Origin of the sequence: Streptomyces sp. NPDC058246 (genome assembly GCF_042881985.1) — a bacterium.
In the GTDB taxonomy this organism is placed as follows: Bacteria; Actinomycetota; Actinomycetes; order Streptomycetales; family Streptomycetaceae; genus Streptomyces.
In genome coordinates, this window is record NZ_JBHVWZ010000009.1 from 72,142 (window position 1) to 94,155 (window position 22,014).

Annotated in this window: 17 protein-coding genes; 7 read left to right on the forward strand and 10 right to left on the reverse strand. The window is 67.6% G+C overall.

The window, feature by feature from the left end; genetic code table 11:
* Positions 1-13 precede the first annotated feature (13 nt).
* The 3 genes from ACFVXA_RS15850 to ACFVXA_RS15860 form a co-directional block, all read right to left on the reverse strand.
* Positions 14-1,732 (reverse strand): protein kinase family protein, encoded by a 1,719-nt coding sequence (locus ACFVXA_RS15850; RefSeq protein ID WP_362023546.1) that lies wholly within the window; start codon positions 1,730-1,732, stop codon positions 14-16.
* A 118-nt stretch (positions 1,733-1,850) separates the two neighbouring features.
* On the reverse strand, positions 1,851-4,151 hold the full coding sequence (gene murJ, locus ACFVXA_RS15855; protein WP_383737867.1) for a murein biosynthesis integral membrane protein MurJ: 2,301 nt from the start codon (positions 4,149-4,151) through the stop codon (positions 1,851-1,853).
* Positions 4,152-4,197: 46 nt separating this feature from the next.
* Entirely contained in the window at positions 4,198-6,720 is a 2,523-nt protein-coding gene (locus tag ACFVXA_RS15860; RefSeq protein ID WP_390025284.1) for a DUF6049 family protein, read from the reverse strand.
* A gap of 222 nt (positions 6,721-6,942) precedes the next feature.
* Here ACFVXA_RS15860 and ACFVXA_RS15865 point away from each other — a divergent pair, with 222 nt between their 5' ends.
* A complete protein-coding gene (locus ACFVXA_RS15865; protein WP_389465911.1) occupies positions 6,943-8,409 on the forward strand; it encodes a CCA tRNA nucleotidyltransferase in 1,467 nt (488 codons plus the stop codon).
* A 107-nt stretch (positions 8,410-8,516) separates the two neighbouring features.
* On the opposite strand, the gene ACFVXA_RS15870 is transcribed toward ACFVXA_RS15865, so the two are convergent.
* The 4 genes from ACFVXA_RS15870 to ACFVXA_RS15885 all read right to left on the reverse strand — a co-directional run bounded on the left by ACFVXA_RS15870 (position 8,517) and on the right by ACFVXA_RS15885 (position 12,306).
* Positions 8,517-9,035: a hypothetical protein gene (locus tag ACFVXA_RS15870; protein ID WP_383737875.1), complete on the reverse strand. Its 519-nt coding sequence runs from the start codon at positions 9,033-9,035 to the stop codon at positions 8,517-8,519.
* 112 nt (positions 9,036-9,147) lie between these two features.
* Positions 9,148-10,410 (reverse strand): MFS transporter, encoded by a 1,263-nt coding sequence (locus ACFVXA_RS15875; RefSeq protein ID WP_389465913.1) that lies wholly within the window; start codon positions 10,408-10,410, stop codon positions 9,148-9,150.
* Positions 10,411-10,496: 86 nt separating this feature from the next.
* On the reverse strand, positions 10,497-11,579 hold the full coding sequence (locus ACFVXA_RS15880) for an inositol-3-phosphate synthase (RefSeq protein ID WP_362023530.1): 1,083 nt from the start codon (positions 11,577-11,579) through the stop codon (positions 10,497-10,499).
* 43 nt (positions 11,580-11,622) lie between these two features.
* On the reverse strand, positions 11,623-12,306 hold the full coding sequence (locus tag ACFVXA_RS15885) for a helix-turn-helix transcriptional regulator (RefSeq protein ID WP_362023528.1): 684 nt from the start codon (positions 12,304-12,306) through the stop codon (positions 11,623-11,625).
* Between the two features lie 374 nt (positions 12,307-12,680).
* Between ACFVXA_RS15885 and ACFVXA_RS15890 the strand changes: the two genes are divergently transcribed.
* A complete protein-coding gene (locus ACFVXA_RS15890) occupies positions 12,681-15,389 on the forward strand; it encodes a transglycosylase domain-containing protein (RefSeq protein WP_362023526.1) in 2,709 nt (902 codons plus the stop codon).
* 118 nt (positions 15,390-15,507) lie between these two features.
* Positions 15,508-17,013, forward strand: coding sequence for a glycosyltransferase 87 family protein (locus tag ACFVXA_RS15895; RefSeq protein WP_362023523.1), 1,506 nt, complete (start codon positions 15,508-15,510; stop codon positions 17,011-17,013).
* Positions 17,014-17,102: 89 nt separating this feature from the next.
* Here the strand turns inward: ACFVXA_RS15895 and ACFVXA_RS15900 are convergent, their stop codons facing one another.
* The 3 genes from ACFVXA_RS15900 to ACFVXA_RS15910 all read right to left on the reverse strand — a co-directional run bounded on the left by ACFVXA_RS15900 (position 17,103) and on the right by ACFVXA_RS15910 (position 19,859).
* Positions 17,103-18,134 (reverse strand): alanine racemase, encoded by a 1,032-nt coding sequence (locus tag ACFVXA_RS15900; protein WP_362023520.1) that lies wholly within the window; start codon positions 18,132-18,134, stop codon positions 17,103-17,105.
* A gap of 128 nt (positions 18,135-18,262) precedes the next feature.
* Positions 18,263-19,384 carry a peptidoglycan bridge formation glycyltransferase FemX gene (gene femX / locus ACFVXA_RS15905; RefSeq protein WP_362023517.1) on the reverse strand — a complete coding sequence of 374 codons (1,122 nt, stop codon included), beginning with the start codon at positions 19,382-19,384 and terminating at the stop codon, positions 18,263-18,265.
* Between the two features lie 163 nt (positions 19,385-19,547).
* Complete coding sequence (locus ACFVXA_RS15910; RefSeq protein ID WP_389936179.1) at positions 19,548-19,859, reverse strand: hypothetical protein; 312 nt, start codon at positions 19,857-19,859, stop codon at positions 19,548-19,550.
* A gap of 310 nt (positions 19,860-20,169) precedes the next feature.
* Between ACFVXA_RS15910 and rpsF the strand changes: the two genes are divergently transcribed.
* The 4 genes from rpsF (at position 20,170) to rplI (ending at position 21,887) form a co-directional block, all read left to right on the forward strand.
* A complete protein-coding gene (gene rpsF / locus ACFVXA_RS15915; RefSeq protein ID WP_028804085.1) occupies positions 20,170-20,460 on the forward strand; it encodes a 30S ribosomal protein S6 in 291 nt (96 codons plus the stop codon).
* A gap of 71 nt (positions 20,461-20,531) precedes the next feature.
* Complete coding sequence (locus tag ACFVXA_RS15920) at positions 20,532-21,128, forward strand: single-stranded DNA-binding protein (protein WP_362023511.1); 597 nt, start codon at positions 20,532-20,534, stop codon at positions 21,126-21,128.
* Between the two features lie 57 nt (positions 21,129-21,185).
* Positions 21,186-21,422, forward strand: coding sequence for a 30S ribosomal protein S18 (gene rpsR / locus ACFVXA_RS15925; protein WP_003949403.1), 237 nt, complete (start codon positions 21,186-21,188; stop codon positions 21,420-21,422).
* 18 nt (positions 21,423-21,440) lie between these two features.
* Complete coding sequence (rplI, locus tag ACFVXA_RS15930) at positions 21,441-21,887, forward strand: 50S ribosomal protein L9 (protein ID WP_383737890.1); 447 nt, start codon at positions 21,441-21,443, stop codon at positions 21,885-21,887.
* Positions 21,888-22,014 lie beyond the last annotated feature (127 nt).

Consider the following 22,014-nt stretch of genomic DNA (forward strand, 5'->3'; position numbering starts at 1 on the left):
CGTTCGACGAGCGTCAGCCGGCGAACTTCACGTCCGTGATGGCTTGCTTGTAGCCGGCGCTGCTGTAGCCGTCGGCGGGCGCCTGTGGCACATCGGTGATCCACAACAGCACGTACCGCGTCTTCACGGACTTCGGGGCCTTCACCTTCGCCGTCGTACCGCTCGAGGTGACCGAACCGATTTCCTTCATGCCGTCGACGGACGTCGAGGGGGACAACGAGTCCGTCGCGTAGAGGTGGATCGTCGTGTGGTCCCCGGCGTAACGAAGCCCTATCGAGGCGGCCGAGATCTCCTGGGCCGACCCGAGGTCGTAGACGATCCCCACGCCAGGCTTGTACGGCGCCAGCTTCGGACCGTCGTTGTACTTCTTGGTGCGCCAGTACGTGGTGCTGTCGCCGTCATACGTCTTGCCGACGTCCCCGGGTGCCTGGGCCTCGCCGCTCGCCACGTACTCCTGTGCGTTCTGGATCTTGATCTGATTGACCGGCCTGGTCTGGTCGCCGTTGTTGTCGTTGCCGTCCGTCGTGTGCGTCTGGTTCGTGTTGTCGGACTGGTTGCCCTGGTCCATGAGGGCGTCCGCGAGCTGCCAGCTGCCGAGGCCCAGCGCGGCGATGAGGAGAGCCGACACGGCCCACTTGAGGGCCTTGCCGGTACGGCTCTGCAGCGGGGGCGGCGGAGTCTGCACGGGCTGGGTGACACCGGGGCGCGGCGCCGGGCGGCCGTACGTGCCCTGCTGGTACGTCGTGCGCTGGTACTCGGGCGGGGCGGTGAACGCCGGCTCCGGCGGGCGGATGCGGGGCATCTCGCTGATCGCCTTCACCAGCTCCTCCGGCGTGGTGCACGGGGATTCGTGACGGGAGGCGGTCGCGCCGTCGTTGGCGAGCGCGCGCATGGCGAGCTCCGACAGGCCGCGGTGGACGCCGGCCCGCACCTGGTCGGGGGCGATGAGACCGACCCCCTTGGGCAGCCCGGACAGACCGTACGCATCGTTCTCGTACGGCCAGCGCTGGGTCAGCGCGGCGTACAGGAGCGCGCCGATCGCCTCCGTGTCCGTGCGCAGCGGGGTGTCGGAGCTGATGCCGCGCAGCGCGGCGTTCACGGCGAGCCCGCGGATGCGCCACTGACCGGACGAGGTGCGCAGCACCGCACCCGGGGTCAGCCGCAGATGCGCGAGGCCCTCACGGTGGGCGGCGGCCATGGCCTGGGCGACCTGGCTGACCATCTGGTACGCGTCGTGCACCTCCAGCGGGCCCGAGGCTAGGAGCGCCGTCAGCTCTGTGGCGTCGGGCAGCCACTCGTGCACCACATAGACGAGGTCGTTCTCCTCGACCGCGTCCAGGACCTGGACGAATCGTGGATCGCCCAGCAGGGCGGAGGAACGGGCCGCCGCCAGTACCGAGCGGGCCCGCGGATGGTCGGCCGGCAGCAGGTGCACACCCACTGCGCGGCGCAACTTCTCGTCGACCGCACGCCAACTGCTGAAACCGTCCAGACGGGTGACGCACTCCTCGAGGCGATAGCGTCTGGCGAGCTTGTGACCGCTGTGCAGTTCGGGCGGTGAGGCCTTTCCGGGACTCTCGGTCCCGCCGCTCCCCTGTGCCTCTTCGCTGTCCGTCTCCCGCTCCCGGTTCTGGGCCACCCCGTCGGACGTGGACTGGTCCGCCTTGGCGGTCAGCGGCTCGTCACCGCTGTTGTCTGCCACGTCGACGGCAGCCGTGCTCCGTTCCGCCACCGTCGTTCCCGCCTCCCCATCCATTGCGCGCTGTCCGACGCAGAAACCAATTGTGCCCACAGTCCGGCGCTATGCACGACACGCGGCGACGGACGATGGTTGTGCGCGTACCCCCGCCTCAGCGCCCCAGGCGCCCGCGGACCATCCCGACCATTGAATTGAGTTCTTCGATGCGCATTTTCCGTGCGGCGATGTAGAAGACGCCGAGCAGGGCCAGGCCGCCGGCGAAGAGGGCCGCCAGGGAGCCTGCGGCGCCCTGGCCGAGGGTGTGGCCGATGCCGTAGCAGGCCGCGCCGCTCAGCAGGGCCGCGGGCACCGCGGCGATGCCGAGGCGGGCGTACGTCCGCAGCACGCGGGCTCCATCCAGGTCGCCGCCGAGCCGCTTGCGCAGTCGGCTCCAGGCGACGCCGACGCCGATCGCGTAGGCGAGGCCGTACGAGGCGGCCATACCGACCACGGCCCAGCGGGCCGGCAGTACGAAGTAGCAGAGGGCCGAGGCCGCCGCGTTGACGGTGGCGACGATGACCGTGTTGTAGAAGGGCGTCCGGGTGTCCTCGTACGCATAGAAGGCGCGCAGCACGACGTACTGGACGGAATACGGGATCAGACCGAGGCCGAACGCCATGAGCATGTAGCCCATGTTCGTGGCTTCGCTGGTGCCCGAGGAGCCGAAGATCAGCGTGCACATCGGGATGCCGAGCGCGACGAATCCGAAAGCGATCGGCACGATCGCCACGGCCGTGGTCCGCAGGCCCTGGGAGATGTCGTCGCGGACCGCTCCGCCGTCGCCCTCGTGGGCCGAGCGGGAGAGCCGCGGAAGCAGCGCCGCCATCAGGGAGACCGTGATGATGGCCTGCGGGAGGCCCCAGACGAGCTGGGCGTTTGCGTAGGCGGCGAAGCCGGTGCCCTGGACCTTGGCGTCGTTGCCCGCGGCGGCGGTCGCCAGCTGGGTGACGACGAGGGCACCCGCCTGGTTGGCCAGGACGAAGAGCACGGTCCACTTGGCGAGCATCGCGGACTTGCCGAGGCCGTGGCCCTTCCAGTCGAAGCGCAGGCGCAGCCGGAATCCGGTCTCGCGCAGATACGGGATCATCGCGAGGGCCTGTACGACCAGGCCGAGAAGGATGCCGACGCCAAGGAGCCGCTGGCCGTCCGGAGGGATGTTCGTGACGGTCATGTGGGAGTCCGCCGAGGTGCCGTACACCCAGAGGAACATCCCGAGCGTCACGATGATGACGATGTTGTTGAGGACCGGAGTCCACATCATCGCGCCGAACTTCCCGCGGGCGTTGAGGATCTGCCCCATCACCACGTGGACGCCCATGAAGAAGATCGAGGGCAGGAAGTAACGCGTGAAGGTGACGGCCACTTCGTTGGCCGCCGGATCGTCTGCGATCTTCACCGACAGCAGGCGGACCAGGAGCGGGGCGGCGAAGACCGCCAGCGCGGTCAGGATGCCGAGCGCCACCATGACGACGGTCAGCAGCCGGTTGGCGTACGCCTCGCCGCCGTCCTCGTCCTCCTTCATGGAGCGCACGAGCTGCGGCACGAAGACGGAGTTGAGGCCTCCGCCGACGGTCAGGATGTAGATCATGGTCGGCAGCTGGTAAGCGACCTGGAAGGAGTCGCCCAGGAAGCCGATGCCCAGCGCCGAGACGATCAGCGCGGACCGGATGAAGCCGGTGAGCCGGGAAACCAGCGTGCCCGCCGCCATCACGGCGCTCGACTTCAGCAGACCAGCGGCGCGCCCCCCGGACTTCTTCGCAGCGGGCGCGGGCGCGGATGCGGGCGCCGGGGACTGCAGGACGGCCGGAGCCGGTTCAGGAGCCGGTGAGGGAACGCCGGGCGGGGTGTAAGGCGGACGGCTGCTGCCCTGCTGCTGGTCGCGGAAGAGGTGGGCGAAGGCGTCGGGCTCGTGGTGCTCGTCGCCGGCCTGGGTGACCAGGTCGTCGACGCCCACGAACTGGGTGGTGCGTGCGTCCTCGCCGTACGGCAGGTGACGCGTCGGGCCGCCCGGTTCCGGAGGGGGCGTCTGGGCCCACACACGCGGGTCGGGAGCGTACTGGGGCGTGGGCGGCTGGGCGTAGAGCGGCTGCTGCGGGTAATACGCGCCGGGAGGCGGCGGGGGGTGGGAGGCACGGTCGTAGAGCGCCTCGGCCACCGGGTCCTGGGCGGAGAGGTCCTGCGCCCGGTAAGGATCCTGGTCGTAGGCGTCCTGGAGGTACATGTCCGCGGCGGGCCCCGGCGGCATCTGGCCGTGCTCGGGCGGCGGGCCCTCGGGGTAGCCGGAGTGGCCCGTGCCCTGGTCCGGGTAGCCCTCGGCGTAGCCGGGGTCTCCCGCGCTCTGGTCCGGGTAGCCCTCGGGGTACCCCGAGCCGCCCGCGCCCTGGCCGCGGTCACCGTCATACGGCGCGTTCATGGTTACCCCACCTCATCGTCCCCGGGCCCACCGGCCACGACATCGCTCAACGGTCCACTCTCTCACCCGTCCCGGACGGGTCGGTGCTTTCCGGTGCGGTGTCCGGTGTCGGGTCACTCGGGTGCTCCGGGTCGTCTGCCCCGGGCTCCGCGCCGGACTCCCCGTCGGGACCGTTCGCGGAGTCTTCGGTGCCCCCAGTGTCCACGGTGCCGTCCGTGTCCTTAGTGTCTACGGTGCCGTCCGTGTCCTTAGTGTCTACGGTGCCGTCCGTGTCCTTAGTGTCTACGGTGCCGTCCGTGTCCTTGTTCACGCCGTTCTCGTTCTCGGCGTTCGTTCCCTCGGCCGCGGGACTGGTTTCCGGGCTCTCCTCGACCGGCTGGGCGGCTGCCCGCTTGCGCTGGGTGTACATCCGGAAGCCGGCGAGTACCAGCAGCAGGACGCCGCCACCGATGACGAGCATCACCGTGGAAGTGATCTCGGTGACCTTTACATCGAAGGTGACCGCGCGGCCGTACGCCTGACCGTCCTCGGTGTACAGCTGGGCGACCACCTTCACCGGACCGTTGGCCTGGGTCGAGGTGGTGAACTTCACCGACTGACTGTGCTCGCCCGCCACCTGGATCTGCTGTTCGGCGTAGGGACCGTTGCCGATCTTGAGGCGAGTGGGCTGCTGAGACGTGAGGCGCAACACCAAGTGGTTGACGCCCTGCACGAGGTTGTTCTGCACGGTCACGGGGATCGTGGCGCTGCGTCCGGAGAGCTTCGCGTCAGACTTGTCGATCAGCCGGACCAGTCCGGTGAGGCCGCTGAGGTACGACTGCACGCCCTCGCGGAAGGTCTCCGCCTCGGTGGCACGGCCCCGCCAGGACGTCGACATCCCCCGGTTTATGGCCCGGCCGAACGGGGTGACCACGCGGGTCTTGTCGGTGAGAATCACCTGGAAGTTGTCGAGCTTGCTCTGCGTGGCCTGGATCTCCTCGAAGGCCGACCGGGGCATCTCCTGCTTGCGCAGCGAGGACGGGTAGGAGGACGCGGAGGGCACCCTCGTGTTGGCGCCCGGGTCCGGCTTGGCCTTGGCGGCCGCGGACAGGCCCTGGGACTCCGACCAGTTCCCGTCCTGCAGAGCCTTCAGCGCCTGCGCCATCGTCTGGGCCTGGCTCGCGGAGGGCATGCGCTGCGGGGCGACCACGATGCTGCGCTGGTCGTTCGACTCCTGCAGGTTGATCATCAGGCTCTGGGCGAGGAACTCCTGCACGGCGAGCGTGGAGCTGTCGGCCTTCGTCATGTCGCCCTGGAACGCGGTCGACAGCCTGGCGTCCGCGACCACCGCGGTCGTCCCGCCGCCGATGGGGCGGGGCGCACTCGGCGTGTACGGCAGTACACCCGTCTCGCGCAGGCTGTCGCTGCGGGCGATCACCTTGTCGGCGCCGGCCGAGGTGGCGACCTTGACGATCGACGGGTCGATGGCACCGTCGGCGGGCCAGGCGAAGTCGGTGCTCGGCTTCACGTGAACGATTGTGTCCACCGTCTTGGCGGCCACATCGGTGGCGTCCTTGAGGTGGCTCAGGGAACCGGTGACGTCCTTGCCGTTGTGGGCCAGCGACGCCAGATCGGGGTCGGCGAAGGGGAGAGCGACGACCTTCTTGTCCTGGACCGTCTTCTCCAGCTTGTCGAGCCAGGCCTTGGCGACCGCCTGGTTCTTCCCTGCCGTGGTGGTGCCGTTCTCGCCCTGGATCCGGTAGCCGGCCCTCATCGCGTCGACGGAGGCCAGCAGATCCGGGTCGAGCACCCAGGTGACGTCGAGATCGCTGCCCAAGGACAGGAGCTCGTCCAGACGGCCGCCGGGGGAGATCTCCTTGGCCAGGTCGTCATTCTTGAAGACGCGGGTCTGCTGCTCGTCCGAGCCGGTCTCCGCCGTGAGGTGGACCGGGGAGATCAGAGGCCAGAGGTACGTCGTCTTCGTCTTCGTGTCGGCCGCGTTGGGCTGCCAGGGCAGGAACGTCCGCTCGATGCCGAGCACCTGGTCCCATGGCTGGGCGGCGGTGCGGCCCGTAAGCGAGACACCGAGCTGGTAGACCCCGTCGGAACCGAGGTCCAGATCCTTGACGGGCACCGAGATGCTGAAGTGCTGCGAGACGCCCGAGGGGATCTTGGAGAATTTCGCGACGTACTTGCCGCCGACCTCCAAGGGGTCGGGGCCCAGCTGGAAACCGGTGCGCTGTGCGGCGCTGTCGATCGCGGAGCGGCTGCTCAGCGAAGGGCCCACCCGCAGGCCCACGTGGGCGCCTGTGATCGTCTGCTTGCCGTTGTTGGTGACCGAGCCGGACACGGTGAGCGTGTCGCCGTCCGTGGGGGCACTGGGGCTGAGCGAGTCGAGGGAGACGTCGACCGTGCTGGACCCAGTGGCCTCGGCCACGGTGGTCTTCTCGGCGGCGGATGCGGATGTACTCATGGGCAGCTGGAGCAGCCCGGCCAGCAAAGGCAGCCCGGCCAGCAGTGTTCCGCTGCGCCGGAGCCACCGGCGGGCAGGTGAGGGACTCATCCCCAGGAAGTCTGCCGCCTCGGCCACGCGCTCGCCCGTCCCTCGTCGTCGTCAGTGGTCGTTGGAATGTGCGTCCACGCATGGTAACGATGCGCGCTGAGGGTAAGTGCCGCGGAGTGCGCCACAAGATCGGGGAACCGGGCCGGCTGTCCTGTATGTGCGCGTATTGATGCCTGTGAAATGACGGGGTGCCTGTGCACGTTTTATGGAGGCGCCCGCCGGTGCCCCGGCCACGTACCCTTTTCTGTTGTGCCGAACGCCAACGAAGACAACCCCAGTGCCCTGAGTCAGGTGCAGCGCCGCGCGGTGAGTGAACTGCTGCGGGTGTCCCCTGTCGCCGACGACCTCGCCCGCCGCTTCCAGGAGGCCGGGTTCTCCCTCGCCCTGGTCGGCGGCTCGGTCCGGGACGCGCTCCTTGGCCGGCTCGGCAATGACCTGGACTTCACGACCGACGCCCGCCCCGAGGACGTACTGAAGATCGTGCGGCCCTGGGCGGACGCCGTGTGGGAGGTCGGGATCGCCTTCGGTACGGTGGGCGCGCAGAAGGACGCCCGCGTGGGCGACGTACAGCAGTCGTTCCAGATCGAGATCACGACGTACCGCTCCGAGGCGTACGACCGGACCTCGCGCAAACCCGAGGTGTCCTACGGTGACTCCATCGAGGAAGACCTGGTGCGCCGTGACTTCACGGTGAACGCCATGGCGGTGGCTCTGCCGGAGAAGGAGTTCATCGACCCGTACGGTGGCCGGAACGACCTCGCCGCTCGCGTTCTGCGCACCCCGGGCACCCCGGAGCAGTCCTTCTCCGACGATCCGCTGCGGATGATGCGGGCCGCGCGGTTCGCCGCACAGCTGGACTTCGAGGTGGCGCCCGAGGTCGTCACCGCGATGAGGGACATGGCCGGCCGCATCGAGATCGTCTCGGCGGAGCGGGTGCGGGACGAGCTGAACAAGCTGATCCTGTCCGCGCACCCCCGTAAGGGCCTGACGCTGCTCGTCGACACGGGTCTCGCCGATCACATGCTGCCGGAGCTTCCCGCCCTGCGGCTGGAGCGTGACGAGCACCACCGGCACAAGGATGTCTACGAGCACACGCTGATCGTCCTGGAGCAGGCGATGGCGCTGGAGGAGAACGGTCCCGACCTGACCCTCCGGCTGGCCGCGCTGCTGCACGACATCGGCAAGCCGCGGACACGCCGCTTCGAGAAGGACGGCCGGGTCTCCTTCCATCACCACGAGGTGGTGGGCGCCAAGATGACCAAGAAGCGGATGACGGCGCTCAAGTACTCCAACGATCTCGTGAAGGACGTCTCGCGTCTGGTCGAGCTGCACCTGCGCTTCCACGGATACGGAACCGGCGAGTGGACGGACTCCGCGGTCCGTCGCTACGTACGAGACGGGGGCCCGCTCCTCGAGCGCCTCCACAAGCTGACCCGCTCCGACTGCACCACGCGGAACAAGCGGAAGGCGACCGCGCTCTCCCGTGCGTACGACGGCCTGGAGGAGCGCATCGCGCAGCTCAAGGAGCAGGAGGAGCTCGACGCGATCCGCCCGGATCTCGACGGCAACCAGATCATGGAGATCCTGGGCATCGGCCCCGGCCCGGCCATCGGTCAGGCGTACAAGTTCCTGCTGGAGCTGCGTCTGGAGAACGGTCCGATGGAGCATGACGCGGCGGTGGCGGCGCTCAAGGAGTGGTGGGCCGAGCAGAGCTGAAGCCCGCACAGCGCGTCATGTTTCACGTGAAACATGACCCCGGGGCAACACGAAGGGGCGGTGTTTCACGTGAAACACCGCCCCTTTGGCACATCCAGCGTCGCGGGCTACTTGTTGTCGCCCAGGCAGAGGGTGAAGGACTCGCCGGTCTCTTCCCACGTCAGCGTCGCCGTCGTGCCCGTCACGCTCCCGCAGGTCAGCGAAGGAAGTGAGGCGCCGTCCGCCTTCTTGAGGACCTTGTGCGTGGCCTTGGAATCGGTGCAGTCGACCTGGACGACGTCCGGCTTGCTCTCGCTGCCCTTGTTGTACAGGCAGTCGCCCACAGCCAGCTTCTTGGCGTCCCCGCCGTTGTCGTTGAGCAGCCAGCCGCCCACGATGATGCTGAGGCCCGCGATGGGCACGATTATGCGCAGGTACTGCTTGATGCCGCGCTTCGGCCGCTGCGGCGGAACAGGGGCGTACGGAGCCCCCTGCTGCGGGAAGCCGGGCTGGCCGGGCTGGCCGGGCTGCTGCGGGTAACCCTGCGGGGGCTGCTGGCCATAGGGGGCCTGACCCTGGGGCGGCTGGCCGTAGGGCTGCTGGCCCTGGGCGAACGGGTTCTGGCCCTGGGGCGGCGGAGTGGTCACTTGGGGGTCCCCCTAGAACGTAGGCGCGTGAAGCGAATAAGACGCACGTAAGCTATCGGGACCCTGTGACAACTCAGTAGCCCGGAGGGGCTCTGTGGCACTGATGTGACACTTACTGCAATTCAAAGCGGGCCATAGTGGCAGCAATTGCTGCGTAGAGCGCTGCCACAGTCACCACGAGGGAAGCCGAGCGTCCGTCAGAAGGCAGTATCAGAGCGGCTACTGCGGCAGCGCCGACGAAAGCGACGTTGAACAGGACGTCGTAGACGGAGAAGATCCGGCCGCGGAAGCCGTCGGCGACCGAGGACTGCACGATCGTGTCCGTGGCGATCTTCGCGCCCTGTGTGGTCACGCCCAGGAAGAAGGCGGCGACCAGCATGGGCGCGGGGGCGAACGGGAGGCAGAGCGCGGGTTCCAGGACCGCGGCGGCGCCCGCACACACGACGATCCAGCCGCCGGGACCCAGCTTCCCCACTGCCCAGGGCGTCACCACGGCCGCCACGAAGAAGCCCGCCCCGGAGATGCCCACGGCCAGCCCCAGCAGGGCGAGACCGTCGTCTGAACCGGGTGCCCAGGCGTACCGGCAGAGCATCAGCAGCATGACGGTCAGTGCGCCGTAGCAGAAGCGCATCAGCGTCATCGCCAGGAGCGCCCAGGCCGCCTCCCGCCGTGCGGGCGCTGCCAGATGGCGTACGCCCGCCGCGAGGCCGCGCGCGGTGCCGGTGAGGGCGGCGCCCAGGCACGGCTGGACCAACTCCTGGTCGGGACCGAGCAGTTCCGGCGCGATGCGCAGGGAGGCGAGCGCCGCGCACAGATACAGGGTCGCCCCTACGAGGACGACCGCCGCGTCGGAGTCCGAGGCGAGCAGCCGTACGGCGAACGCGAGTCCTCCGCCCAGGGTCGCGGCGAGCGTCCCGGCTGTCGGAGAAAGCGAGTTGGCCATCACCAGACGGTCCGAGTCGACGACCCGGGGCAGCGCGGCCGAGAGGCCGGCCAGGACGAAGCGATTGACCGCGGTGACACACAGCGCGGAAGCGTAGAAAAGCCAGTCGGGGACATGGCTCAGCATGAGGACGGCCGTCACGCAGGCCAGTGCCGTCCGCAGCAGGTTGCCGTACAGGAAAACCTGGCGGCGTCGCCAGCGGTCCAGCAGGACGCCGGCGAAGGGGCCGATGAGGGAGTACGGGAGCAGCAGGACCGCCATCGCGGAGGCGATCGAGGCAGCCGATGTCTGCTTCTCCGGGGAAAAGACGACGTACGTGGCGAGCGCGACCTGGTAGACCCCGTCGGCGCCCTGGGACAGCAGCCGTACGCCGAGCAGGCGTCTGAAGCCCTGGAAGCGCAGCAGTATGCGCAGGTCACGCGCGACAGACATGCGTCACAGCCTCACATACGAGGAGGGTCCCCGGGCCGAAATGCCCGGGGACCCTCAACAGACAGGGGCGTAAACCCTTGTGGCTGCTAGCGCTCGACCTCGCCCTTGATGAACTTCTCGACGTTGGCGTAGGCCTCGTCGTCGAAGTACTGGACCGGCGGGGACTTCATGAAGTAGCTCGACGCGGAGAGGATCGGGCCGCCGATGCCGCGGTCCTTGGCGATCTTCGCGGCGCGCAGGGCGTCGATGATGACACCCGCGGAGTTCGGGGAGTCCCAGACCTCGAGCTTGTACTCCAGGTTCAGCGGAACGTCACCGAAGGCACGGCCTTCGAGGCGGACGTAGGCCCACTTGCGGTCGTCGAGCCAGGCCACGTAGTCCGAGGGACCGATGTGGACGTTCTTCTCGCCCAGGTCGCGGTCGGGGATCTGCGAGGTGACGGCCTGCGTCTTCGAGATCTTCTTGGACTCGAGGCGGTCGCGCTCCAGCATGTTCTTGAAGTCCATGTTGCCGCCGACGTTGAGCTGCATGGTGCGCTCAAGACGGACACCGCGGTCCTCGAACAGCTTCGCCATCACACGGTGCGTGATGGTGGCACCGACCTGCGACTTGATGTCGTCGCCGACGATCGGCACGCCGGCCTCGGTGAACTTGTCCGCCCACTCCTTGGTACCGGCGATGAAGACCGGGAGAGCGTTGACGAAGGCGACCTTGGCGTCGATGGCGCACTGGGCGTAGAACTTCGCCGCGTCCTCGGAACCGACCGGCAGGTAGCAGACGAGGACGTCGACCTGCTTGTCCTTGAGGATCTGGACGATGTCGACCGGGGCCTCGGCGGACTCCTCGATGGTCTGGCGGTAGTACTTGCCGAGACCGTCCAGGGTGTGACCGCGCTGGACCGTGACGCCCTTGTTCGGGACGTCGCAGATCTTGATGGTGTTGTTCTCGCTGGCGCCGATGGCGTCGGAGAGGTCGAGGCCGACCTTCTTGGCGTCGACGTCGAAGGCGGCGACGAACTCGACGTCACGCACGTGGTACTCGCCGAACTGGACGTGCATGAGGCCCGGCACCTTGGACGCCGGGTCGGCGTCCTTGTAGTACTCGACGCCCTGTACCAGCGAGGCGGCGCAGTTGCCCACGCCGACGATGGCTACGCGAACCGAACCCATTCCGGTTGCTCCCTGTGTGTATCGGTGAAACCCCGAATGGGCCTCACGTGGCGGTGTCGTCGGACGGATCCGGCCGGGTGCTGTCCCGGTGCCGGGGCAGGCCGCCCGTCTCTCCAGATGTGTTGTCCTGCTGAGCGGAGCCTTCGGAGACGGGACCCTTGACGTCCCGCCCCGCCCGCTCGCTCTCGATGAGCTCGTTCAGCCAGCGCACTTCGCGCTCCACGGACTCCATTCCGTGGCGCTGGAGCTCAAGCGTGTAGTCGTCGAGGCGCTCTCGGGTGCGCGCCAGTGAGGCGCGCATCTTCTCGAGGCGCTCCTCCAGACGGCTGCGGCGGCCCTCCAGTACGCGCATGCGTACGTCGCGTGACGTCTGCCCGAAGAACGCGAAGCGGGCGGCGAAGTGCTCGTCCTCGTACGCGTCGGGACCCGTCTGCGAGAGCAGCTCCTCGAAGTGTTCCTTACCTTCTGCCGTCAACCTGTAGACGATCTTGGCGCGACGCCCTGCGAGTGGAGCTGCGAGGGCGTCCTCGGGTGTCGACCCCGGTTCCTCGATCAACCAGCCGTTGGCGACCAGCGTCTTGAGGCAGGGATAGAGCGTCCCGTAGCTGAAGGCACGGAACACACCCAGTGACGTGTTGAGTCGTTTGCGCAGCTCATAGCCGTGCATCGGGGACTCGCGGAGCAGGCCGAGTACGGCGAACTCGAGGATCCCGGAACGCCGGCTCATCGTCGCCTCCTCCCTGTCGCTGCCTCGTCGCCACGGTCTTTATGCCGCGCTGATGTATCGACTCGATACATCAGCACGATAGAACGGTCATCCGGATGCGACAAGAGGGGCCACGGTGAACGGCGTCACATCACCGATTCATACGAAGCGAGTTGCCTGATTTGGGGTGAACTTCGGCCCTAGGTGGGTTTTGACGGTGCGTAGTCTGTGCGCCATGCACACCACCGGGAACCAAGTGACGCCTGAGGGCGTCATCGTCTTTGGTGCAGTACGGGTGAATGCGCAAACGACCGCATCCGTACTTCGGGGGGACCGGAAACCAGCCGCCGTTTCCAGGCGCGCACGGGTGCGCCTGCCCGAGGAGTAATCGTTCGATGAGCGAGCACCGTCGCAAACTGCCGCAGCCGCAGGAAGGCGGACGTGCCGCGGCCCGACGCGGCCAGTCCGGGTCGTCCTCCGGTCGCCGCGCGGCACCGCGAGGCGCCACCGGGTCTCCTTCCGACTCCTACGGGTCGGGGGGTGAGGAGGAGCGCCCGTACGGTGGCCGTGCCGAGGCTCGGCGGGCGGCACAGAGAAGTAGTGGCGGAGGTCGACGCAGAGCGGCCGACGGCGCCGGACGAGGTGGCCCCGGAGGCGGTGGCGGCCGACGCGGTGGCCCCGCCGGACCGAACGGACCGGGGCGGGGCAGAGGCCGCGCTTCCGAGCCTGCCAAGAGGCGTTTCATCGACTACCCGCGCGCCGGCAAGTACGGAGCCGCGCGCTGGGTCCCGTCCTGGAAGCTCGTGACGGGGTTGTTCATCGGTTTCTTCGGCAGCATCGTCGCGGTGGCGGGTATCGCGTACGCGATGGTGTCCGTCCCGAAGGTCGCCGACACCGCCACGGCGCAGAACAACGTCTACTACTGGGCCGACGGCAGTGAGATGGTCGCCACCGGCGGTGAGACCAACCGCCAGATCGTCAACTACGCGCAGATTCCAGAGGCGATGCGGTACGCCGTCATCTCGCAGGAGAACAAGACCTTCGAGACCGACAGCGGCATCGACCCGAAGGGCATCGCCCGCGCCTTCCTCAACATGGCCAAAGGCGGCCAGACACAGGGTGGCTCGACCATCACCCAGCAGTACGTGAAGAACGCGATGCTGGACGATCAGTCGCAGACGATCTCCAGGAAGTTCAAGGAGATCTTCGTAGCGATAAAGGTCGGCGCCACGGTCAAGAAGGAAGACATCATGGCCGGCTACCTGAACTCCGCGTACTACGGTCGCGGGGCCTACGGGATCCAGGCGGCCGCGCGCGCTTACTTCAACAAGGACGCCGTCAAGCTGGACCCCAGTGAGTGCGCCTTCCTGGCGGCGATGCTCAAGGGCGCCACGTACTACGACCCGGCGGGTGCGACGGCGTTCGACCCGGCCGCCACAGCCGACGCTAACAGGAAGCGGGCCAAGGCCCAGTGGGCGGACACCTTGGACAAGGAGGTCCAGTACGGCCACCTGAGCGCCGCGGTGCGGAACAAGTACAAAGATCTCCCCCACTGGCAGAACCCGCGGTCGAACACCCGGCTCAGCGGCCAGATCGGCTATCTCGTCGACCTCGCCAAGGGCTACATCATCAACAACACCAAGATCACCGCGAACCAGCTTCAGCAGGGCGGCTACTCGATCCACACGACCTTCGACAAGAAGAAGGTCGATGAGCTCAAGAACGCCGTGGACAAGGTCCGCAAGGCCAACATCAAGCCCAAGGAGCGCCCGAAGACGGACACCTATGTCCAGTTCGGCGGGGCTTCAGTCAACCCGGACACCGGTGCGATCGAGGCCATATACGGCGGTGAGGACGCGACCAAGCACTTCACCAACAATGCCGACCAGACCGGTGCCCAGGTGGGTTCGACGTTCAAGCCCTTCGTCCTGGCGGCCGCCATGTCGTGGGGTGCCCGGGATCCCAACGGAGCCCCCGATCAGGCGCAGGACGAGCGCACGAAGGTCTCTCCGAAGAGCCTGTACAGCGGCAAGAACAAGCAGAAGATCAAGGACTACAACGGCAGCGACTGGAAGGATGACAAAGGCAGGGAGTGGCTGCAGAAGAACGACGGCGGGCAGTCGTACAACCCGCCCAGCTACAAGATCGACCTGCGCGAGGCGATGCGTGAGTCCGTCAACTCCGCATATGTCCAGCTGGGTATGGATGTCGGCCTCGACAAGGTCAAGGCGTCCGTCCTGGACGCGGGCATTCTGAAGTCGAGCCTTGCCGACGCCAACTATCCGTCCTTCTCTCTGGGGACGTCCTCCCCGAGTGCGATCCGCATGGCCGGTTCGTACGCGACCTTCGCGGCCAGCGGCAAGCAGCGCGATCCGTACTCGGTCGACCAGATCACCAACAAGGACGGCACGGTCTTCCGGCACAGCGACATCGCGAAGACCCGGCAGGCCTTCACCGAGCAGGTCGCCGACAACGTCACTGACGTCCTGAAGACCGTGGTCGAGAAGGGAACCGGTACCAACGCCCAGCTGACCGGTCGTGAAGTGGCCGGTAAGACCGGTACCACCGACGGCAACAAGTCCGCCTGGTTCGTCGGGTACACCCCGCAGTTGTCGACCGCGATCGGCATGTATCGCATGGATGACAACGAGACCAACAAGAACCGCGAGTTCCTCCAGATGTACGGCACGGGCGGCGAGAAGACGATCCACGGTGCGTCGTTCCCGTCCCAGATCTGGCGTGACTACATGGAGCAGGCGCTCAAGGGTGAGAAGGCGGTGCCCTTCCCGACCCCCGAGCCGATCGGCCAGGTCCTCAATGACACCCCGAGCCCGAGCGTGACTCCCTCGCCCACCCAGAGCGTGACGGAAAGCCCGACGCCGACTCCCTCGCCCAGCGAGAGCCTCACGTCTCCCTCGCCCTCGACGAGCGAGACCTGCGGCAACTTCGACTGGAACTGCAGCAACGGTGGGGGAACAAGCACAGGCGGTACCGGTAACGGCGGTACGGACGGCGGAGTGACCGCCACACCGACGGAGACCACCAGCACCGGAACCTCCAGAGGTAACGGCAACGGAGGGATCTTCGGAGGGCAGACCGGATAGCCGACTCCGTGTGTGTTTCACGTGAAACACGCCGTTTCACGTGAAACAAGGGCCGTCGCACCAACCAGGTGCGGCGGCCCTCGGCGTATTCCTAGCCGCGTACGGCAGGATGTGCGGCATGCCCAGTGCAGAGACGACGCGAGCGAGCGTGCACGAGCCGGAGCTGGTACGGCCGACCAAGGAGGACGAGGTCGCCGCGAGCGGCAGTGAGCTGATTGGCGGCCCCATCGGGCGGCGTGCCCTGCTCGGGACGTCCTGGTGGACGCCCGTGCGGGTCGTCGCACTCGTCGCCATCGGCATGTTCGCCCTCGGCATGGTGCAGAAGCTGCCCTGCTACGACGGCGCCTGGTTCTTCGGTGCCAGCTCCCAGTACACGCACGCGTGCTACTCGGACATTCCGCACCTCTACCAGGGGCGCGGCTTCGCCGACGGTCTTGTGCCGTACTTCGACAAGATCCCCGGCGACATGGACTACCTCGAGTACCCGGTGCTGACCGGCGTGTTCATGGAGGTAGCTGCCTGGCTCACCCCGGGGAGCGGGAGCATCCAGGACCAGGAGCAGATCTACTGGATGGTCAACGCGGGGATGCTGATGGTGTGCGCGGCGGTCATCGCCGTCTGCACCGCGCGCACCCACCGTCGACGCCCCTGGGACGGCCTCCTGGTCGCTCTGGCGCCCGCCTTCGCCCTCACCGCCACCATCAACTGGGATCTCCTCGCTGTGGCCCTCCTGGCCGCCGCGATGCTGATGTGGTCGCGGGGCCGGGCCCTCGCCTTCGGCGTGCTGATCGGGCTCGCCACGGCCGCCAAGTTCTATCCGTTCCTGGTGATCGGACCGCTCTTCCTGCTGTGCTGGCGGGCCGGCAAGTGGCGTGAGTTCGGGACGGCGCTGCTGGGAGCCGTCGGGGCCTGGCTCGTCGTGAACCTTCCGGTGATGTACTTGGCACCGGAGGGGTGGGCGAAGTTCTACAGCTTCAGCCATGACCGAGGGGTCGACTTCGGGTCCGTCTTCCTGTTCATCTCGCAGTGGCTGAAGATCACGATCACCGCCGACTCGGCGAACACGTGGGCACTGATCATGATGCTGCTCGTCTGCGCGGGCCTGACCGCGATCACGCTCACCGCCCCGCGGCGGCCGCGCTTCGCCCAGCTCGCCTTCCTGATCGTCGCGGCCTTCATCCTCACCAACAAGGTCTACTCGCCCCAGTACGTGCTGTGGCTGGTCCCCCTTGCCGCGCTGGCCCGGCCGCGCTGGCGGGACTTCCTCATCTGGCAGGCGTGCGAGGTCGCGTACTTCCTCGGGATCTGGCTGTACCTCGCGTACACGACCAGTGGGGACGCCCACAAGGGTCTGCCGACCGACGGCTACCAAATGGCCATCGCAGTGCACCTGGTGGGGACGCTGTACCTGTGCGCCGTGGTCGTCCGCGACATCTTCATGCCGGAGCGCGACATGGTGCGCCGAGCCGGTGACGACGACCCGTCGGGCGGGGTGCTGGATGACGCGGAGGACGTCTTCGTACTCGGAGCGGCGGCCCATCCGCCACGGCACGCCGCACACTTCGACGGGCCACAGGTCGAGTGGGGCAGTCGGAGCGCGACCGCGGGAGACAGTTCGCCCTGAGCGAACACGGCATAGGAGAGCCACGCAAAAGGCCGTACACGGTGTCCGTGTACGGCCTTTCGGCGTGTCCGAGCGGGTCGAATCAGGGGTCAGCGCTCGACGATGCGGTCGAACTGCGTCGTGGTGTGCCGCAGATGGGCCACCAGTTCGTCGCCGACCTTCGGCTCTGTGGCGTCCGAGGGCACGAAGAGGATCGAGACCTGCATGTGCGGGGGCTCCGCGAACCAGCGCTGCTTGCCGGCCCACACGAACGGCGAAAGGTTCCGGTTGACCGTCGCGAGGCCGGCTCGGGCGACGCCCTTGGCGCGCGGCATGACGCCGTGCAGCGCCTTCGGGGCCTCCAGGCCCACCCCGTGCGACGTACCGCCTGCCACGACGACAAGCCAGCCGTCGGAGGCCGCCTTCTGCTGCCGGTAGCCGAAGCGGTCGCCCTTGGCGACGCGGGTGACGTCCAGGACCGCCCCGCGGTACTCGGTCGCCTCGTGGTCCCCCAGCCACAGACGCGTGCCGATGCGGGCGCGGAAGCGGGTCTGCGGGAACTGCTGCTGCAGCCGCGCGAGTTCCTCGGCCTTGAGGTGGCTGACGAACATCGTGTGCAGCGGCAGCCGCGCCGCGCGCAGACGGTCCATCCAGCCGATGACCTCCTCGACGGCGTCCGAGCCGTCGGTGCGGTCCAGCGGGAGGTGGATCGCGAAGCCTTCGAGGCGGACGTTCTCTATGGCGGAGTGCAGATGCGGCAGGTCCTGCTCGCTCACGCCGTGCCGCTTCATCGAGGACATGACCTCGATGACGACACGGGCCCCCACGAGGCCGTAGACCCCGTCGATGGACGACACGGAGCGGATGACGCGGTCGGGCAGCGGCACGGGCTCCTCGCCCCGCCTGAACGGCGTCAGGACCAGCAGGTCGCCGCCGAACCAGTCCTTGATCCGGGCGGCCTCGTACGTGGTGCCGACGGCGAGGACGTCGGAGCCCAGACGGGTGGCCTCGTCCGCGAGCCGCTCGTGGCCGAAGCCGTAGCCGTTGCCCTTGCAGACGGGGACCAGCCCCGGAAACTGCTCGGACACCTGCTTGTGGTGTGCCCGCCAGCGCGCGGAGTCGACGTAGAGCGTGAGCGCCATGGCCGGTCCCGGAACCTTTCTCGTGGCTGCGGTGTATCAGAGGTATGAAAGGAAATTGTGGCGGATTCGCCGGACCGACGGGGCGACGCCGGGCCGGTTCAGCGGCTCGGCATGCGGTTCGGGTCGGCTCAGCGGCGCGACATGTAGATGTCGAGGGCCTTGTGGAGCAGCTTGTTGAGCGGGAAGTCCCACTCGCCGAGGTACTCGGCGGCCTGCCCGCCCGTGCCCACCTTGAACTGGATCAGACCGAAGAGGTGATCGGTCTCGTCCAGCGAGTCGGAGATGCCACGCAGGTCATAGACGGTCGCCCCGAGGGCGTACGAGTCGCGCAGCATCCGCCACTGCATCGCGTTCGAGGGCCGGACCTCGCGGCCGATGTTGTCCGAGGCGCCGTAGGAGTACCAGACGTGGCCGCCGACGACCAGCATCGTCGCGGCCGACAGGTTCACGCCGTTGTGGCGTGCGAAGTACAACCGCATGCGGTTGGGGTCCTCGGTGTTGAGGGCCGTCCACATGCGCTGGAAGTACGACAGCGGGCGGGGCCGGAAGTGGTCGCGGACGGCCGTGATCTCGTACAGCCGCTGCCACTCCTCCAGGTCCTGGTAGCCACCCTGGACGACCTCGACGCCCGCCTTCTCGGCCTTCTTGATGTTGCGGCGCCACAGCTGGTTGAAGTTCTTGTGGACCTCTTCCAGGGAGCGGTTGGCCAGCGGCACCTGGAAGACGTAGCGGGGCTGTACGTCGCCGAAGCCGGCGCCGCCGTCCTCGCCCTGCTGCCAGCCCATGCGGCGGAGCTTGTCGGCGACCTCGAAGGCGCGCGGTTCGATGAAGTCCGCCTCGATGTCGCGCAGACGCTTGACGTCCGGGTTCTGGATGCCGCCCTTGATGGACGCCGCCTCCCAGCGCCGGATGATCACCGGCGGGCCCATCTTCACGGAGAAGGCGCCCTGCTGCTTGAGGTGCGCGAGCATCGGCTGCAGCCAGTCGTCGAGGTTCGGCGCGAACCAGTTGATGACCGGGCCCTCGGGCAGATAGGCGAGATAGCGCTTGATCTTGGGCAGCTGGCGGTACAGCACCAGTCCCGCGCCGACCATCTCGCCGGTCCTGTCGTCGAACCAGCCGAGGCTCTCGGAGCGCCACTCCGCCTTGACGTCTGCCCAGGCCGGGACCTGCATGTGGCTCGCCGCGGGCAGGCTCTGGATGTATGCCAGATGCTGCTCTCGGCTGATGGTCCTCAGGGTCAGACTCATTCGGGGCGCTCCTCGGGCTGGTGTGTCCCCATGGGTACAGGGGCTCCGGCTCTCGCGCCGAAGCCTACTGCGCCCTGGGAGCGCCTCGAATGGCTGTATGGAACCTGTGCCCCGGCGACGGATCGAGAACCGTCCCGGGGTCAGGGGAAAACGGGCGTTCGGGTCAGAAGAGGCCGCCGAAAAGGCCTCCGTGGGCCATGCCCAGGAAGAAGCCGACGGCCGAGGCGCCGAGCCCCAGAATCAGCCCGAAGCGCTCGCGGGTCGTCACAGAGATGAACTGCCCGTACGCACCGGTGAGGATTCCCACCAGGCCGGCCCATGAGCTGAGCAGATGGAGGTTGTGGAACATCGCCGTGACGAAGGCCGTGATTCCGAGCACCAGGGTCACCGCGAGCAAGGTGTCCTGGAGCGGATGGGCCTTGCCATCCGTGGCGAAGAGAGAGCCGGTGGTGTTGGGTCGCAATACCTGTGCCATAGGGCACCTCCTGCGGAAGGCGGCGCATCGTAGCGCCATACACACCCGATGTGTACAGATTGACGGTCAACCCGGTCGGATTTCAACCGGAAGCCGGTGTGCAGGTACTCTGTACCCTCTGCACCGGTGTCTGCCCAGGCTGCGGCCGGGTCACGACCCAGGTCACGGCCCTGATCACGACAGGATTCCCGCTCGGTCCACCGAACGGGGAGCCCGATTGTCAGTGGCGGCCGATACCGTTGCGAACGCATCACAACCCTCCTGCCACGGAACGACCGTGGCCGTTGAGTCCAAAGGAGGTGGGTTCCACATGCGTCACTACGAAGTGATGGTCATCCTCGACCCCGATCTCGAGGAGCGCGCTGTCTCCCCGCTGATCGAGAACTTCCTTTCCGTGGTCCGTGAGGCCAACGGAAAGGTCGAGAAGGTCGACACCTGGGGCCGTCGTCGTCTCGCGTACGAGATCAAGAAGAAGCCCGAGGGCATCTACTCGGTCATCGACCTGCAGGCCGAGCCTGCGGTCGTCAAGGAGCTCGACCGCCAGATGAACCTGAACGAGTCGGTCCTCCGGACCAAGGTCCTCCGTCCCGAGACCCACTGAGCTCCGCTCAGCTGATCTCGGGCATCGAGTAGCACAAGCAGCCAGCAGCAAACCCGCCGAGAGGTTCCCCCATGGCAGGCGAGACCGTCATCACGGTCGTCGGCAATCTTGTCGACGACCCCGAGCTGCGCTTCACCCCTTCCGGTGCGGCGGTCGCGAAGTTCCGTGTCGCGTCCACCCCCCGCACCTTCGACCGTCAGACCAATGAGTGGAAGGACGGCGAGAGCCTGTTCCTCACCTGCTCGGTCTGGCGTCAGGCGGCGGAGAACGTTGCCGAATCGCTCCAGCGAGGCATGCGCGTCATCGTGCAGGGCCGGCTGAAGCAGCGGTCCTACGAGGACCGTGAGGGCGTCAAGCGCACGGTCTACGAGCTGGACGTCGAGGAAGTCGGCGCCAGCCTGAAGAACGCCACGGCCAAGGTCACCAAGACCACGGGTCGAGGCGGCCAGGGCGGTTACAGCGGCGGTGGCGGCGGCCAGCAGGGCGGCGGCTGGGGCGGAGGCTCCGGCGGCGGTCAGCAGCAGGGTGGCGGCGCTCCCGCCGAAGACCCCTGGGCGACCAGCGCTCCTGCCGGTGGCAACCAGGGCGGCGGTGGCGGCGGCTGGGGCGGAAGCTCCGGCGGCTCCGGCGGCTCCGGCGGCGGCTACTCGGACGAACCCCCCTTCTAGGCCCCCGGGCCGAGGGTGGGTCGTACCCCCACTTCTTGATCACACAGGAGATACACCATGGCGAAGCCGCCTGTGCGCAAGCCGAAGAAGAAGGTCTGCGCTTTCTGCAAGGACAAGGTCACGTACGTGGACTACAAGGACACGAACATGCTGCGGAAGTTCATTTCCGACCGCGGCAAGATCCGTGCCCGCCGCGTGACCGGCAACTGCACGCAGCACCAGCGTGACGTCGCCACGGCTGTGAAGAACAGCCGTGAGATGGCGCTGCTGCCCTACACCTCCACCGCGCGATAAGGGAAGGGTGACCGAAACATGAAGATCATCCTCACCCACGAGGTCTCTGGCCTCGGTGCCGCGGGCGACGTCGTCGACGTCAAGGACGGTTACGCTCGCAACTACCTGATCCCGCGGAACTTTGCGATCCGCTGGACCAAGGGTGGCGAGAAGGACGTCGAGCAGATCCGTCGTGCTCGCAAGATCCACGAGATCGCGACCATCGAGCAGGCCAACGAGATCAAGGCCCGCCTCGAGGGCGTCAGGGTCCGTCTGGCCGTTCGCTCCGGCGACGCCGGTCGTCTCTTCGGTTCCGTCACTCCGGCCGACATCGCCTCGGCGATCAAGGCTTCCGGTGGCCCCGAGGTCGACAAGCGCCGCATCGAGCTGGGCGCGCCGATCAAGACCCTGGGCGCCCACGAGACGTCCGTGCGTCTGCACCCCGAGGTTGCCGCCAAGGTCAACATCGAGGTTGTCGCTGCCTGAGTGCAGCGCTCGGCATAGCTGAGAGAAGGGCCCCAACCCCCAGGTGGCGCCCCGCAGCGTTTAAAGAGAAAAATGGGGTACACCGGCAAAGGTCCGAGAGGGGCGGGGGTTAAACCTCCAAAGCACG

What these genes read in the sequence shown, in the direction of transcription:
- ACFVXA_RS15890 (WP_362023526.1), top strand. Translation starts at nt 12,681, where the DNA reads ATGAGCGAGCACCGTCGCAAACTGCCGCAGCCGCAGGAAGGCGGACGT.
- rplI (WP_383737890.1), top strand. Translation starts at nt 21,441, where the DNA reads ATGAAGATCATCCTCACCCACGAGGTCTCTGGCCTCGGTGCCGCGGGC.
- ACFVXA_RS15875 (WP_389465913.1), bottom strand. Translation starts at nt 10,410, where the DNA reads ATGTCTGTCGCGCGTGACCTGCGCATACTGCTGCGCTTCCAGGGCTTC.
- murJ (WP_383737867.1), bottom strand. Translation starts at nt 4,151, where the DNA reads ATGAACGCGCCGTATGACGGTGACCGCGGCCAGGGCGCGGGCGGCTCG.
- rpsF (WP_028804085.1), top strand. Translation starts at nt 20,170, where the DNA reads ATGCGTCACTACGAAGTGATGGTCATCCTCGACCCCGATCTCGAGGAG.
- rpsR (WP_003949403.1), top strand. Translation starts at nt 21,186, where the DNA reads ATGGCGAAGCCGCCTGTGCGCAAGCCGAAGAAGAAGGTCTGCGCTTTC.
- ACFVXA_RS15900 (WP_362023520.1), bottom strand. Translation starts at nt 18,134, where the DNA reads ATGGCGCTCACGCTCTACGTCGACTCCGCGCGCTGGCGGGCACACCAC.
- femX (WP_362023517.1), bottom strand. Translation starts at nt 19,384, where the DNA reads ATGAGTCTGACCCTGAGGACCATCAGCCGAGAGCAGCATCTGGCATAC.
- ACFVXA_RS15920 (WP_362023511.1), top strand. Translation starts at nt 20,532, where the DNA reads ATGGCAGGCGAGACCGTCATCACGGTCGTCGGCAATCTTGTCGACGAC.
- ACFVXA_RS15895 (WP_362023523.1), top strand. Translation starts at nt 15,508, where the DNA reads ATGCCCAGTGCAGAGACGACGCGAGCGAGCGTGCACGAGCCGGAGCTG.
- ACFVXA_RS15910 (WP_389936179.1), bottom strand. Translation starts at nt 19,859, where the DNA reads ATGGCACAGGTATTGCGACCCAACACCACCGGCTCTCTCTTCGCCACG.
- ACFVXA_RS15885 (WP_362023528.1), bottom strand. Translation starts at nt 12,306, where the DNA reads ATGAGCCGGCGTTCCGGGATCCTCGAGTTCGCCGTACTCGGCCTGCTC.
- ACFVXA_RS15880 (WP_362023530.1), bottom strand. Translation starts at nt 11,579, where the DNA reads ATGGGTTCGGTTCGCGTAGCCATCGTCGGCGTGGGCAACTGCGCCGCC.